A 14288-nucleotide genomic window follows, 5' to 3' on the forward strand; every position below is an offset into this window, starting at 1 on the left:
GCGGAGGCTATCCGGTGCGGCGCGGATGTTCGAGGGGCGACCGTGGATCACGGTCGCCCCTCGCCATACGGTCCGGTCGGCGTTACGCCGCCGCATCCTCGAGCTCGACCTGGATCTCGACCTCGACCGGTGCGTCAAGGGGCAGCACGGCGACGCCGACGGCGCTGCGCGCGTGCACGCCCTTGTCACCGAGGACCTCGCCGAGCAGCTCGCTCGCGCCGTTGAGCACGGCGGGCTGGCCCGTGAAGTCCGCGGCCGAGGCGACGAATCCGACGACCTTCACGACGCGCTTGATCCGGTCCAGGTCACCCGCGACCGACTTGACCGCCGCGAGGGCGTTCAGCGCGCAGGTGCGGGCCAGGTCCTTGGCGTCCTCCGGGGTGACTTCGGCGCCGACCTTGCCGACCCGCGGAAGCTTGCCGTCCACCATGGGCAGCTGGCCCGCGGTGTAGACGTACGGCCCGGTCGTCACGGCCGGTTGGTACGCCGCGAGCGGCGGGACGACGTCCGGCAGCGTCAGGCCGAGCTCGGCGAGCTTCGCCTCTACCGCGCCGCTCATGCCTGCCGCTCCCGCTTGAGGTAGGCCACCAGCTGCTCGGGGTTGTTGGGGCCGGGGACGACCTGGACGAGCTCCCAGCCGTCCTCGCCCCAGGTGTCCAGAATCTGCTTCGTCGCGTGCACGAGAAGGGGCACGGTCGCGTATTCCCACTTGGTCATACGGCGACTGTAATGCCTGCCTCGGACAGCCCCGCGCCGGAGCCCTGGGCACGGTTCCACGAGGCGGCGTAACGGACCTCACTGCCCGAACGCGACGGTGATCGCACCCGAAGCCTCCGCAGTGCACGCAAAGGAATTAGGCTCGAATGCGTGAGCAGGTTCCAGGTCGTCAGTGGCAAGGGCGGTACCGGTAAGACCACGGTGGCCGCCGCTCTCGCGCTCGCGCTCGCGACCGAGGGCAAGCGGACTCTCCTCGTCGAGGTCGAGGGCAGGCAGGGCATCGCGCAGCTATTCGAGGCCGAGGCGCTGCCGTACGGGGAGCGGAAGGTCGCGGTCGCCCCCGGCGGCGGCGAGGTGTACGCGCTGGCGATCGACGCCGAGCTGGCGCTCCTCGACTACCTCCAGATGTTCTACCGCCTCGGCAGCGCGGGCCGTGCCCTGAAGAAGCTCGGCGCGATCGACTTCGCCACCACCATCGCCCCCGGCGTCCGCGACGTCCTCCTCACCGGCAAGGCCTGCGAGGCGGTCCGCCGCAAGGACAAGAAGGGGCGGTACGCGTACGACTACGTGGTCATGGACGCGCCCCCGACCGGCCGCATCACGCGCTTCCTGAACGTGAACGACGAGGTGGCCGGGCTCGCCAAGATCGGCCCCATACACAACCAGGCACAGGCCGTGATGCGGGTCCTCAAGTCCCCCGAGACAGCGGTGCACTTGGTCACCCTGCTCGAGGAGATGCCGGTGCAGGAGACCGTCGACGGCATCGGTGAACTGCGGGACGCGAACCTCCCGGTGGGCCGGATCCTGGTGAACATGGTGCGGCCCGCGGTACTCGAAGGCCCCGTACCCACCGACGTACGCCGTACGGACCTCGCGAAGGCGCTCTCCGGTGTCGGCCTCGGCGGGGCGCGCAAGGGCGGGCTCGCGGAGCAGCTGGTGGACCCGCTGCTCGCACAGGCCGCGGAGTACGAGGAGCGGGTCGCCCTGGAGCGCGGGCAGCGGGCGCTGCTCGGCGAAGTGGGCCTGCCTGTGCAGGAGTTGGAGCTGCTCACCGAAGGCATCGATCTGGCCGGGCTCTACCGCCTGGCCACGGACTTGCGCAAGCAGGGGGTCGCATGACGCTGGATCCGGTACCGGCCCTCGACGTCGATCCGCTGATCGACGACCCGGGGACCCGGATCATCGTGTGCTGCGGCGCGGGTGGCGTCGGCAAGACCACGACGGCCGCGGCGCTCGGGCTGCGGGCGGCGGAGCGCGGCCGCAAGGTCGTGGTGCTCACCATCGACCCGGCGCGCAGGCTCGCCCAGTCCATGGGCATCGACTCGCTCGACAACACCCCGCGCAAGGTGACGGGCGTGGACGGTACGGGCGAACTGCACGCCATGATGCTCGACATGAAGCGCACCTTCGACGAGATCGTCGAGGCGCACGCGGACTCCGAGCGGGCGGACGCGATCCTCAACAACCCCTTCTACCAGTCGCTTTCGGCGGGCTTCGCGGGCACGCAGGAGTACATGGCGATGGAGAAGCTGGGCCAGTTGCGGGCCCGCGACGAGTGGGACCTGATCGTCGTCGACACCCCGCCGTCCCGCTCGGCCCTGGACTTCCTGGACGCCCCGAAGAACCTGGGTTCGTTCCTCGACGGCAAGTTCATCCGCGTCCTGATGGCGCCCGCGAAGGTGGGCGGCCGGGCCGGCATGAAGTTCCTGAACGTCGGGATGTCGGTGATGACCGGCACCCTGGGCAAGCTGCTCGGCGGCCAGTTCCTGCGGGACGTGCAGACGTTCGTGGCCGCGATGGACACCATGTTCGGCGGCTTCCGCACGCGGGCGGACGCCACGTACCGGCTGCTTCAGGCGCCGGGCACGGCGTTCCTCGTGGTGGCGGCCCCGGAGCGGGACGCGCTGCGCGAGGCCGCGTACTTCGTGGAGCGGCTGGCCGCGGAGGAAATGCCGCTGGCCGGGCTTGTGTTGAACCGGGTGCACGGCAGCGGCGCCGCCCGGCTTTCGGCCGAGCGGGCGCTCGCCGCTGCGGAAAATCTTGACGAGCCCGGCATTGTGGATCAGGAGGCCGGGAAAGAAGCATTGCGTAGCTCTCCCGAACCGCCCACATCCACGGCTTCTTCCGAGCCCTCGGTTTCTCCCGAGCCCCCGGTTTCCGCCCCCGCGACACAGCACGACGAGACCATGAACGACCAGACTTCGAGCGATCAGGCTTCGAGCGACCGTGCTTCGAGCGATCAGACGCAGCCGTCCGACGCACGCCAACTGGCCGCCGGACTCCTGCGGTTGCACGCCGAGCGCATGCACTTGCTCGCTCGCGAACAGCGCACACGTGACCGCTTCACCGCGCTGCACCCCGAGGTGCCCGTGACCGAGGTGGCCGCTCTGCCCGGCGATGTCCATGACCTCGCAGGGCTGCGCGACATCGGCGACCGGCTCGCGTCCGGAATCCGCCCGGCGGGAGCCGCCTAGGGGAGACGTCCCCTAGCTCCTGCCGAGCCGAGCCCGCCCGGGCCGGCCGTTCACACCTGATCGGCTACCCCACGGCGGCGTACGTCTCGTACTCGTAGTGCTCCTGCTCGTGGACCTCGTCAAGGTCGTCGAGATCGTCCACGCCCACAGGAAGGATTCCCGCGCTGCGTTCGTACTCGCTGCGCGCGGTCTCAAGGAGTCTGCGCCACGAGGTGACGGTGGGACGTCTGCGCAACAGTGCGCGGCGCTCCCGCTCCGTCATCCCACCCCACACGCCGAATTCGACGCGATTGTCCAGCGCATCGGCCAGGCATTCCGTGCGCACCGGGCATCCGGTGCACACCGCCTTGGCGCGGTTCTGCGCGGCTCCTTGAACGAACAGTTCATCTGGATCGGTAGTGCGGCAGGCCGCCTGCGCACTCCAGTCGGTTACCCAGCCCATACCGGCGCCGTCCTCTCCCGAATCGAGGCTCCCCCACGGCGGCAGCGGCATATTCACCGCCGCCAGTTGAGGACGTTACGGAAGGTGGGCACAGCGCAACACCCCCTTCGGGCCCAATTCTGGATGGCCCGAACGGACTATGCGTAAGCGGCAGATCACCCGACGGAGTGAGCTGACGACATGCGTGACTATCCCCAGCAAACTGGGACAGTTCAGTTGAGTCACACCGGAATTCCGGTGACGTACAAGGCGAATTCGGGCACCCGCTCCGCCGGATTCGGGGACGGCGGAAGCGACCCGAACGGGCCGGGCTCCACTCAAGGTCGTTGAGAACTCAAGGTCTTGAGGTCTCGGAGTCCTGAGGACTCAGGATTCAGGGTCTCGGTCTCGATGTGCTCGTACGCGCCTTGATGCGGAACCGCGCTGCATTGACAGCTGAAGAAGCTGAAATCCAGCTTAGGCCAAGGCGTTACGCCTGTCCGGCGATTCGGAACGTCCGTGCCTCACATCGCCGTTCCGCCCGAACATCCCGAGAAGCGACCGTGCCTCGGAAGGCACGCGGGTACGGATTAGGCTGCCCCCATGGGAAACAAGCGCTCGGGCGGAGGCCTGTCGCCGACTCAGCAGGCCGCCAAGTTCCTCGGCGTCAGCGCCCTCGCGGGTGCTGTGCTGGCCGGTATCGCCCTGCCCGCGGCAGGTGCGCTCGGACTCGCCGCGAAGGGATCCGTCGAGGAGTTCGACGAGATCCCCGCCAACCTCAAGCGGCCACCGCTCAGTCAGCGCACCACGATCCTCGACAACAAGGGCGGCACGATCGCCACGGTCTTCTCGCGTGACCGCACGCTCGTGGACCTCAAGGACATCTCGCCGTACATGCAGAAGGCGATCGTCGCGATCGAGGACTCACGGTTCTACGAGCACGGCGCGGTCGACCTCAAGGGCATCCTGCGCGCGGTGAACCAGAACGCGCAGTCGGGCAGCGTCTCTCAGGGCGCGTCCACGCTCACCCAGCAGTACGTGAAGAACGTCTTCGTCGAGGAGGCGGGCAACGACCCGACGAAGGTCGCGGAGGCCACTCAGCAAACCCTCGGCCGCAAGATCCGCGAGTTGAAGTACGCGATCCAGGTCGAGCAGGAGCTGGGCAAGAAGAAGATCCTGGAGAACTACCTCAACATCACGTTCTTCGGACAGCAGGCGTACGGCGTCGAGGCCGCGTCCCAGCGGTACTTCTCCAAGCCCGCCAAGGACCTGAAGCTGCAGGAGGCCGCGCTGCTCGCCGGCATCGTCCAGTCCCCGAGCCGGTACGACCCGGTCAACGACTCGGAAGAGGCCACGAAGCGGCGGAACATCGTGCTCCAGCGCATGGCCGCCACCCGCGACATCTCGCAGGAGGAGGCCGCCGCGGCGAAGAAGAAGCCGCTCGGCCTCCAGGTCAGCAGGCCCAAGGAGGGCTGCATCACCGCGGTGCGCGGCGCCGGCTTCTTCTGCGACTACGTCCACAACGCCTTCGTGAGCGACCCCACCTTCGGCAAGACCCGCAAGGACCGCGCGAAGATCTGGAACCAGGGCGGCCTGAAGGTCAGGACGACACTCGACCCGCAGACCCAGGAATCGGTTCAGGCGTCGATAAAGGACAACGTCAACCAGTCCGACCAGGTGGCCACCGCGGTCTCCATCGTCGAGCCCGGCACCGGCAAGGTCCTCGGCATGGGCCAGTCCCGGCCGTACGGCTACGGGCCCAACGAGATGGCCATCAACCTCTCCGTGGACAAGCGCATGGGCGGCGGCGCGGGCTACCAGCCCGGCTCCACCTTCAAGCCGATCGTCGCCGCGGCGGCCATCGAGCAGGGCAAGTCACCGACGCAGAAGTACGGTTCGCCGTACGAGATGCCGTATCCGAGCCCGGTGAACACCTGCTCCGGCAACTGGACCAACACCCAGAACGAGAAGCTCACCAACGAGAACGAGGAAGAGGTCGGCCCCTACGGCATGCGGGAGGCGACCGCGAAGTCGGTCAACACCTACTTCGTGGAGCTGATCAGCGACATCGGCATCTGCCCGGTGACCTCCATGGCCGAGAAGATGGGCGTCAACCGCGCCGACGGCAATCAGATCGCGCAGGCCCCGTCCATCGCGCTCGGCACCCAGGAGATGTCGCCGCTGACGATGGCGTCGGCGTACGCCACGTTCGCCAGCCGGGGCACGTACTGCACGCCCATCGCGATCGAGGCGGTCGTCGACGCCGACGGCAAGTCGATGCCGGTGCCGCAGAGCAAGTGCAACCGGGCCATGTCGCCGAAGACCGCCGACACGGTCAACACCCTGCTCAAGGGTGTGGTCGAGGACGGCACCGGAAAGCAGGCCGGACTCGGCAGCCGGCCGAGCGCGGGCAAGACCGGAACCACCGACTTCCGTTACGCGGCCTGGTTCGTCGGCTACACGCCGAACATGTCGGGCGCCGTCTGGGTCGGCGACCCGCACCACAAGCGGCAGATGACCGACATCACCATCGGCGGCAGCTACTACGACAAGGTCTACGGCGGTGAGGTCCCCGGCCCCATCTGGAAGGCGGCCATGTCGGGCGCCCTGATGGGCAAGCCCGCCCCGGACTTCAACCTCATCAACATCCCGAAGGACAAGCCCAAGGACAAGGACGAGGGCGACCACGAGGAGGACGAGAAGCCGACGAAGCCGGGCGGCGGTGACGGCGGCGGCGACCCGTGGCCCGACATCACGTTGCCCCCGGACGTCCTCGGCGGCGGAGGCAACGGCGGGAACGGCGGCGGCAACGGCCGGTGGCCACAGGGCCGATGAGGCTCGCTGCGCGGCCTTGACCTTGACGTGAAAGTGGGCGCCCCCTGCTCAGGGGGCGCCCACTTTCACGTATCCGCGCGGACCGGTTCCGCGTGTGTATCCGTCGGCCGGTTCAGCGTGTGTATTTGTCGGCCGGTTCAGCCGGCGAGGAGGCTCTTGACCACCGCGGCCACCCGGCCGCCCTCGGCCAGGCCCGCGACCTTCGGGTTCACGATCTTCATGACCTGGCCCATGGCGCGCGGCCCTTCGGCTCCGGCGGCCTTCGCCTCCGCCACGGCCTGCGTGACGATCTCCGTGAGCTCGTCGTCGCTGAGCTGCTTCGGCAGGTACTCCGCGAGCACCTCGCCCTCGGCCTTCTCCCGCTCCGCCTGCTCGGCACGCCCGCCCTGCGCGAAGGCGTCGGCGGCCTCGCGGCGCTTCTTCGCCTCGCGGGTGATCACCTTCTGCACCTCGTCGTCGGAGAGCTCACGGGACGACTTGCCCGAGACCTCCTCCTTGGTGATCGCGGTCAGGGTCAGCCGAAGCGTGGAGGAGCGCAGTTCGTCGCGCTGCCTGATCGCCGTGGTGAGGTCGTCGTGCAGCCTGGACTTGAGCGTGGTCATGGCCCAAGTGTCGCAGGTGCGCGGCTGATGGCGCCCGCCGATTTCTCGGCGGTACGGCTTCTGCGACGATGGGCGCATGCGCGCGCGATACGGAGTACCTCTGGGAATCACCGCGGCCGGAGCCGCCGGTGTGGTGTACGCGGCCGGGTTCGAGGCCCGCTCCTTCCGGCTCCGCCGGGTCACGGTGCCGGTACTGCCGCCCGGGATGCGCCCCTTGCGTGTGCTCCAGGTCTCCGACATCCACATGGTGAGCGGCCAGCGCAAGAAGCAGCGCTGGCTCCAGTCGCTCGCCGGCCTGCGCCCCGACTTCGTCATCAACACCGGCGACAACCTGTCCGACCCGGAGGGCGTACCGGAGGCGCTGGACGCGCTCGGCCCGCTCATGGAGTTCCCCGGCGCGTACGTCTTCGGCTCCAACGACTACTACGGCCCCAAACTCCGCAACCCCGCCCTGTACTTGATCGAGAAGCTCCAGGGCAAGCACGGCCTCAACGGCAACGCGCCCGCCGTCGGCGTCGTCCACAACCCGTGGGAAGATCTGCGCGACGCGTTCGACGCCGCGGGCTGGGTCGGCCTCAACAACACCCGCGGCTCGCTGAAGATCGACGGTTACGAGATCGGCCTCACCGGCCTGGACGACCCGCACATCAAGAGGGACCGGTACGCGCGCGTGGCGGGCGGTCCGGAGGCGGGCGCCGACTTCTCGCTCGGCGTGGTGCACGCCCCGTACATCCGCTCCCTCGACGCGTTCACCGCGGACGGCTATCCCCTGGTCCTCGCCGGCCACACCCACGGCGGCCAGCTCTGCATCCCCTTCTACGGCGCCCTGGTCACCAACTGCGACCTGGACACGGAGCGCGTGAAGGGCCTGTCACGGCACGCGGCCGGGGGCAACGAGTCGTATCTGCACGTCTCCGCGGGCTGCGGCACCAACCGGTACACCCCGGTCCGCTTCGCCTGCCCGCCGGAGGTCACGCTCCTCACCCTCGTACCGCGCGACGGTCTGCACGGCTCACACGGATCGCCCGTCTCGCGCGTCGTTCGCTGAGGCGGCTCTCCGGCGGCCTGTCACGGCACCTTTGCTTACGGTTGGGGCATGATCACCCCTTTTGCCGAGGACGAGGACGCTGACGCTGACGCCGGAGCCTCCAGGCCCTCGGAAGCGGTCGCTCCGCCGGTGCGCAGGCCCCCCGTACGCAGACCGCTGGTCGCCGGGGCCTGCGCGCTGATCGCCCTGGCCGCCGCGACCGGCATCGTCATCGACCTGTTCCTCGGCAGCCCGCTGCGGGTGCTCAGCTATTTCACGATCCAGAGCAACGTGCTGGTCGCCGCGGTACTGGCCGCGTCGGCCCACCGCGCCTGGACCGGGCGCCCGGCGCTGGCGCCGTGGATCACCGCGGGCACGACCCTCTTCATCTCGATCACCGGCCTCGTCTACCACCTGGTCCTGGCCAACTCAGCCAGCGATTTCGCGACGACCGACGGCCCGGAGACCCTGACCGGCCTGCACGCCGCGGCCAACGACCTCCTCCACACGGTCACGCCGATCGGCACCGCCCTGATCTGGCTCCTCCTGACCCACCCCGGCGGCCTCCGCCCGCGCCACTCGGGCCTGTGGATGCTCTACCCCCTGGCCTACCTGATCTTCGCCCTCACCCGCGGCGCTCTCCTGCCCCCTGGCTCGGTGGCCCGCTACCCGTACCCCTTCGTCGACGTGGAACAACACGGCTACGCGGCCATCCTCGGCAACTCCGTGCTCTTCGGCCTGGTCTTCTACGCCCTCGCCCTGGCCATCGTCGGCCTGGACCGGATCCGCCCGACCCTCCGGCCCCGCGAAAACCGGATTTCGTCTACGGGCGACGGTCCGCTAAAGTAATCGATGTCGCCGCGACGTGGTCACACAACGCAGCGACATCGGGGTGTAGCGCAGCTTGGCAGCGCGCTTCGTTCGGGACGAAGAGGTCGTGGGTTCAAATCCCGCCACCCCGACAGCCGAAACACCAGGTCAGGCCCGGTGCTGAGAGATCAGCACCGGGCCTGATTGGCGTTGCGGGGGCGATCTGGGAGCCGTTTGGGAGCCGACTTCGAGATCCGGCTCCCAGGGGAGCCACTACTGGAGGGCAGCAACCCTCGCTCGCAGTAGGTCATTCAGCGCGCGCACCGGCGACGTCGGGCACACCGCGAGGCGCGCATCAAGCGCCGCTTCCCACTGCTTGGTCAGGCCGGCCATGAGGCGCTTGCGCATGCCCGGCGTGACGTGGGCGTAGCGCGCGGAGACCGAGCCGTCGATGTGGCCCATGCGTTCGTCCATGAGGACTTTCTCGGTGCCGAGGTCCTCCATCATCGTGCGGTGGGTGTGGCGCAGGCCGTGGGGCGTGAGGCCCTTGGCGATCGGGAGCCAGCAGGCATCCGCCCGAGTGGTGGCCCCTCGGCCTCGGGCCGGGATGCCCGGCCAAGGCTCTGCGAGGACGGGTACCGGGCGGGCCTCCTGTGGTGCCTTCTTCGGGTACCAGCCGGAGACCGCCGGGGTGAACAGCCAGGTGGCGAAGCCGTTTCGGCGCCAGTGGGCCGCGTTTTCCGACGTGGTGCCGCCTCGTATGAACCCGAGCTCTTCGATGGCGATTTGGACGCGTACGCGGGTGTCCTCGCGTACGCGGTCGGGTCGGTTGAGGACGTTGGACACCGTGCCCGTGGAGACTCCGGAGCGGCGTGCGACGTCGGTGAGCTTCGCGCCCTGGTGGCCGCCGGTGCGCGCCGAACCTTGGCCTCGGAAGACGTACGTCCTGCCGTGGCAGGGGCAGGGGTTCGGCTTCGCACGGGCGATGTGGTTGATGACGAGGGCAGACAGCCAGTCCGGCGCATCGATGGTGCGGTAGCTGTCGTCCTTGGGCGGGCAGCGGACCAGTTCGCCGGTGTCGAGTTCGTACAGCTGCCACTCGACGCGGAAGGCGTCGGGGCGTACGAACTCCGTTTCCAGGCCGACGATTTCGCCCCAGCGCTTGCCGGTGTAGCCCTTGAGGACCGTGGCGATGAACTCATCGTCGCGGCCGGAGAGCAGGGCCGCCCGCTCGGCGGTGAGCAGGATGCCGAGCGCGTCGGTGATGACCTTTTCCGGGCCTCGGTCGCGGGAGCGGCCTGCGCGCTTGCCGCGTCCGCGTCGCCGGACGGCCGGGTTGGACGTGAGCAGGCCCTCGTCGATCGCGTCCTCGAAGATCAGGTGGAGCGTGGAGCGCCAGGTCTTGACGCTCGAAGCCGCGTACGCGGCCCGCTCCTTCTTCTCCCACAGCTCGACGTCCGTGCGCAGGATGGCCGCGAGCGCCTTGTCCTCGAAGTCGGGGAGCAGGTGCTCCTCGATGTGGCGTTTGTAGTTCTGCATCGTCGAGGCGGCCAGATCCTGGGCGGCGTACCAGCGGCTGGCGTACTCGCCGAAGGTCTCCTGGCCGAGTTTCGGGTCGCGCCACTCGCCGCGCCGGTACTTGTTCTCGGCTTCGCTCGCGGCGCGCTGGGCCTCTCCCTTGTTGGCGAACTTGATCGGCTTGCCGTCCTCGCCGACGACGGTGAGGTGTTTGCCGGGCGCGATCTTGTAGCGGCCGCGCCAGTAGTTTCCGCGCTTCTCGCCGAAACCCATGTGTCCCTCCCCTGCTTCGTCGTCGTGCTAGGCCGCGGTCCCGAACTGGCTCTGCCGGGCTCGGCGTGGCGGCCGGGCGCGGAGACGAGCCGCGGGAGCGGCGGGTGACGAAGGATGTTGCGGAGCAGGGGACTTGGCGGCCGGAGCCGCTTTCGCTGCCTGTTGCTGCGGCAGGGCAGGGCGGGCCTCGTTCATGCGGATGATCTCCGCGAGGTGCTCGCCGGTGAAGCGGTACGCGCGGCCGACGCGGGTGAACGGGATGAGCCGACGGCGGGCTCGGTCCTTGACCCACCAGGCGGAGCAGCCCAGTACGGCCGCGACTTCCTCGGGGACGTAGAGGCGCGGCGGGCCGACCTCTGCGTGTGCCGTCGGTGCGGAGGCAGGGGTTATCGCGGGTTGGCGCAAGGGGTGGGTCCTCTTCTGGCGGGCATGGGGCGCGGCAACGCCGACCGCCGGTCGATCGCTAGGGATGAGAGTGAGTGCCCGTACTGGGGGTTTGCGGGGCCAGGACGGGAGGGGCGCCGAGGGCTATGCCTCGTCGGCGGATTGGGTGTCGTCGCGACCAGGCTGAGGACCGTGCATCTTCAGCATGGTCTTGCTGGCCTCTTCCGCCATGGCGCTCTGGACCATGAGGTCGGCTTCCTCGCGGATGTCGGGGTGCTCGGCGAGGTAGGTGTCGAGCGCGTCGCGCGCCTTCGTGAAGGCCATGTTGGCTCTCTGGGTCGCGCGGAATGCATCCACGACCTCGTCGATGAGTTCCATGGCGCGGGCCTTCGCCGCCAGCTGCGGTGGCCCGACGAGATTGCGCAGGTCGATGCCTAGGACCTCGGCGAAGCCGATGGCATCGTCGAGGTTGATGCGGCGCTTCCCGTTTTCGATCCGCCAGACCGCGGACGGGTTCATCTCGAAGCCGGCTTCGTTGAGCCGGTCGGACAGGGCGTTGGTGCTCCAGCCGCGCGCCTCGCGCTCCACCCTGATGCGGGTCGCGACGTTCGCCTCGCCGCTGAGCAGGACGCCCTCGGACGGTTCTTCCTCCGCCACCGGCACCTCCTTCCGTTCGTAGCGATGCACTGCGGTTTGCAGTACAGCCTAAACAGTAGCATTGATACTGCGAGATGCAGAATGCTTCTGCGATCTGCAATTCATGTGGCATAGTGGTGGCATCCCACCCCACCGACCTCAGGAGTCGGCACGCCCGCACGTCACATGAAAGAAGCCCCCGGCGATGCCGGGGGCTCAAGCGCAAACCTCTCAACCGCCATCCCTAGCGATCAACCTGCGGAGACCGGGATTGCCGTCCCATATGGCCCGCAAGCAGAGGAGCTGATGCCCAGTATGGCCGATGTCCAGCCGAATACGCCATCCCTTACCGATGCCTCAGACGAGGCCGGCCATGCCAGTGCGGTCCCGGCAGAGCCCCTGACCGAGGGGGCGGAGATCTTGGATGACCTGCGGGCGCAGCTCAAGCGGTACGTGGCGATGCCCAGCGAAGAGGCGCTCACTGCGGTGGCCTTGTGGGTCGCCGCCACCCATCTGCAGCCCGCGTGGCAGCACGCGCCGCGCCTGGCGATCGTGGCTCCGGAGAAACGGTGCGGTAAGTCCAGGCTCCTGGACATGGTGACCGAGACGGTGCACAACCGCCTGATCACGGTCAATGCCAGCGCGGCGGCGATCTTCCGGTCGATCGACGGGGACGACCCGCCCACGCTCCTGGTCGACGAGGCCGACACCCTCTTCAGCAGCCCCAGGGCGGCGGAGAAGAACGAGGAGGTCCGCGGCCTCATCAACGCCGGGCACCAGCGCGGCCGACCGACACTTCGGGTGTCCGGGCCGGAGCACCAGGTGCATGAGTTCCCCACCTTCGCCATGGCCGCCCTCGCCGGGATCGGCAACCTGCCCGACACGATCCAGGACCGGGCGGTGGTCATCCGGATGCGCCGTCGCGCGGCGGGCGAGAAGGTGGCGTCCTTCCGCACCGGCCGGGACACCCCCGCCCTGAACGCGATCCGCGACCGCCTCCACACCTGGCTCCAGCCGCTGTTCGCGCAGGCCATGGAGACGGAGCCACCGATGCCGGTCGAGGACCGCGCGGCAGACACCTGGGAACCCCTGGTCATCATCGCCGACCTCGCCGGGGGCGACTGGCCGATGCTGGCCCGTACCGCCTGCCGCACCATGACCGACTACGAGGCCGGTCAGGACGAGGAGGGCGGCCTGCGCACCCGCCTCCTGGTCGGCATCCGCCGCGCCTTCGCCGCCGTCGGCGACCCGGCCATGCTGGGCACGAAGCACCTCCTTGAGTCCCTCAACGCGGACAAGGAAGCACCGTGGGCGGAGTACGGCGCCAACGGCCTGACCCCGCGCGGCCTGCAGCTGCTCCTGAAGCCGTACGGGATCGGCTCGGCCAACCGCCGCTTCCCCGACGGCACTCAGGCCAAGGGCTTCGCGCGCAACCAATTCCTCGACACGTGGGCGCGCTACTGCCCCGAGCCGAAGCCGGCTGACGGGCCCGCCCCACCTGCGGACGTGCCGCTGCCCGGCACCGCAGCCTGACTCGACGCCACTCGCATCACTCGTCCCCGCGCAGGTCAGCGCGGGGACGAGTGAACAGCCCGCAACGAGTCGTCTCGACATCACCGCACCACTCGTACCTGTACTGACCAGGCACGCGACGAGTGGTACGAGTCCCAGCACCTCACGGCGGCCACGCCCTGCCCTCCCTTGCGCCGAGGCCGCCCCCAAGCCCACCTGGAGTACCCCCACTTGTTCGCCCGTATGAACGCCTGGAGCGCCGCCGTCCGTGGCACCGGTGCGATCCGCGCCGGAATCGCCCTGCTCGCCGCGTTCGCCTTCGCCCTCTCCTACGACGCCCTGCGTCAGATGGCCGTCGCCATCCACATCCGCGGACTCCTCACCTACGCCTTCCCGCTCGTCATCGACGGGTTCATCGCCATCGGCGTCGGCGCGCTGCTCATGCTCCGCACCGCCCCGACACGCTCCCGCGTCTACGTGTGGCTACTCGTCGGCGCAGCCACCCTGACCAGCATCTGGGCCAACGCCCTGCATGCGGTCCGCCTCAACCAGCAAGCCCGCAACGGCGTTGGCCTGCGGCTCGACGACGTCACCGTCGGCGGCCTGTCCGCCATCGCCCCGCTCGCCCTGGCCGGAGCCGTACACCTCTACATCGTCGTACGCCGTCAGGACGTGGCTGATGTGGCTCCGGGTTCCGCCGCAGTGGCTGATGCACCGCAAGGGGCCGGTACGTCGGAAGAGCCCGTGCCCGATGAGGTCTCCGCCGAGAGGCTCGCCATCGCGCGCACGGCACCGCTCGGACGACAGGGCCGCGCCTCCCGCCGCCACATCGAAGCCACCTTCCGAGAACGCGACCTCACCATCGGCCGCAAGGAAGCGGACCTGCTTAAGGACCTCGTCCAGGCCGAACTCGACGCAGCAGCCACCGCGCAGCGGCCAGAGCTCATCGCGACCGGCGCCGACGCCGCCTGACTCTGCGGACGAGCCGTCCTCAGCCCTCGCCGGTCGTCCCCGTGCTTCGCCGGTACGGGGACGACCCGCTCCTCCGCCAACAGCCCTGCCCACACTGGAGAACTAGT

Annotated in this window: 14 protein-coding genes and 1 tRNA gene; 8 read left to right on the top strand and 7 right to left on the bottom strand. The window is 69.1% G+C overall.

The genetic code is table 11. The annotated features are described in order from the left end of the window. Window positions 1-82 precede the first annotated feature (82 nt). Together GUY60_RS00200 and sp36 are read right to left on the bottom strand one after the other, a co-directional pair. A complete protein-coding gene (locus tag GUY60_RS00200; RefSeq protein ID WP_161692752.1) occupies window positions 83-559 on the bottom strand; it encodes a RidA family protein in 477 nt (158 codons plus the stop codon). Further along, entirely contained in the window at window positions 556-717 is a 162-nt protein-coding gene (gene sp36 / locus GUY60_RS00205) for a Sp36 family protein (protein WP_010986011.1), read from the bottom strand. Before sp36 ends, GUY60_RS00200 begins: the two co-directional genes overlap by 4 nt. A gap of 150 nt (window positions 718-867) precedes the next feature. Between sp36 and bagA the strand changes: the two genes are divergently transcribed. Both bagA and bagB read left to right on the top strand, forming a co-directional pair. Next, entirely contained in the window at window positions 868-1836 is a 969-nt protein-coding gene (gene bagA, locus GUY60_RS00210; protein ID WP_161692753.1) for an ATPase BagA, read from the top strand. Continuing rightward, window positions 1833-3191 carry an ATPase BagB gene (gene bagB, locus GUY60_RS00215; RefSeq protein WP_161692754.1) on the top strand — a complete coding sequence of 453 codons (1359 nt, stop codon included), beginning with the start codon at window positions 1833-1835 and terminating at the stop codon, window positions 3189-3191. Before bagA ends, bagB begins: the two co-directional genes overlap by 4 nt. Window positions 3192-3255: 64 nt before the next feature. Here the strand turns inward: bagB and GUY60_RS00220 are convergent, their stop codons facing one another. After that, window positions 3256-3633, bottom strand: coding sequence for a WhiB family transcriptional regulator (locus GUY60_RS00220; protein WP_187369896.1), 378 nt, complete (start codon window positions 3631-3633; stop codon window positions 3256-3258). A 582-nt stretch (window positions 3634-4215) separates the two neighbouring features. Between GUY60_RS00220 and GUY60_RS00230 the strand changes: the two genes are divergently transcribed. Beyond that, complete coding sequence (locus GUY60_RS00230) at window positions 4216-6447, top strand: transglycosylase domain-containing protein (protein ID WP_161692755.1); 2232 nt, start codon at window positions 4216-4218, stop codon at window positions 6445-6447. 137 nt (window positions 6448-6584) lie between these two features. On the opposite strand, the gene GUY60_RS00235 is transcribed toward GUY60_RS00230, so the two are convergent. After that, window positions 6585-7049, bottom strand: a complete 465-nt coding sequence (locus GUY60_RS00235; RefSeq protein WP_161692756.1) for a GatB/YqeY domain-containing protein — start codon at window positions 7047-7049, stop codon at window positions 6585-6587. A gap of 76 nt (window positions 7050-7125) precedes the next feature. Between GUY60_RS00235 and GUY60_RS00240 the strand changes: the two genes are divergently transcribed. The 3 genes from GUY60_RS00240 to GUY60_RS00250 all read left to right on the top strand — a co-directional run bounded on the left by GUY60_RS00240 (window position 7126) and on the right by GUY60_RS00250 (window position 9038). Further along, a complete protein-coding gene (locus tag GUY60_RS00240) occupies window positions 7126-8097 on the top strand; it encodes a metallophosphoesterase (RefSeq protein WP_161692757.1) in 972 nt (323 codons plus the stop codon). A gap of 48 nt (window positions 8098-8145) precedes the next feature. Then, window positions 8146-8925: a Pr6Pr family membrane protein gene (locus GUY60_RS00245; protein WP_187369893.1), complete on the top strand. Its 780-nt coding sequence runs from the start codon at window positions 8146-8148 to the stop codon at window positions 8923-8925. A gap of 39 nt (window positions 8926-8964) precedes the next feature. Next, window positions 8965-9038: transfer RNA gene (locus tag GUY60_RS00250), tRNA-Pro, on the top strand. 121 nt (window positions 9039-9159) lie between these two features. Here GUY60_RS00250 and GUY60_RS00255 read toward each other — a convergent pair. The 3 genes from GUY60_RS00255 to GUY60_RS00260 all read right to left on the bottom strand — a co-directional run bounded on the left by GUY60_RS00255 (window position 9160) and on the right by GUY60_RS00260 (window position 11718). After that, window positions 9160-10677, bottom strand: coding sequence for a tyrosine-type recombinase/integrase (locus GUY60_RS00255; RefSeq protein WP_161692758.1), 1518 nt, complete (start codon window positions 10675-10677; stop codon window positions 9160-9162). A gap of 27 nt (window positions 10678-10704) precedes the next feature. Beyond that, the gene (locus GUY60_RS38655) at window positions 10705-11082 is read right to left on the bottom strand and encodes a helix-turn-helix domain-containing protein (RefSeq protein ID WP_246234082.1); all 378 of its coding nucleotides are present in this window, start codon (window positions 11080-11082) and stop codon (window positions 10705-10707) included. A 123-nt stretch (window positions 11083-11205) separates the two neighbouring features. Further along, window positions 11206-11718 carry a helix-turn-helix domain-containing protein gene (locus GUY60_RS00260; protein ID WP_312866129.1) on the bottom strand — a complete coding sequence of 171 codons (513 nt, stop codon included), beginning with the start codon at window positions 11716-11718 and terminating at the stop codon, window positions 11206-11208. A 285-nt stretch (window positions 11719-12003) separates the two neighbouring features. Between GUY60_RS00260 and GUY60_RS00265 the strand changes: the two genes are divergently transcribed. Both GUY60_RS00265 and GUY60_RS00270 read left to right on the top strand, forming a co-directional pair. Then, window positions 12004-13230 carry a DUF3631 domain-containing protein gene (locus GUY60_RS00265; RefSeq protein WP_376771133.1) on the top strand — a complete coding sequence of 409 codons (1227 nt, stop codon included), beginning with the start codon at window positions 12004-12006 and terminating at the stop codon, window positions 13228-13230. 222 nt (window positions 13231-13452) lie between these two features. After that, window positions 13453-14181: a DUF2637 domain-containing protein gene (locus GUY60_RS00270; protein ID WP_161692760.1), complete on the top strand. Its 729-nt coding sequence runs from the start codon at window positions 13453-13455 to the stop codon at window positions 14179-14181. Window positions 14182-14288 lie beyond the last annotated feature (107 nt).

Source organism: Streptomyces boluensis (assembly GCF_009908195.1).
In the GTDB taxonomy this organism is placed as follows: Bacteria; Actinomycetota; Actinomycetes; order Streptomycetales; family Streptomycetaceae; genus Streptomyces; species Streptomyces boluensis.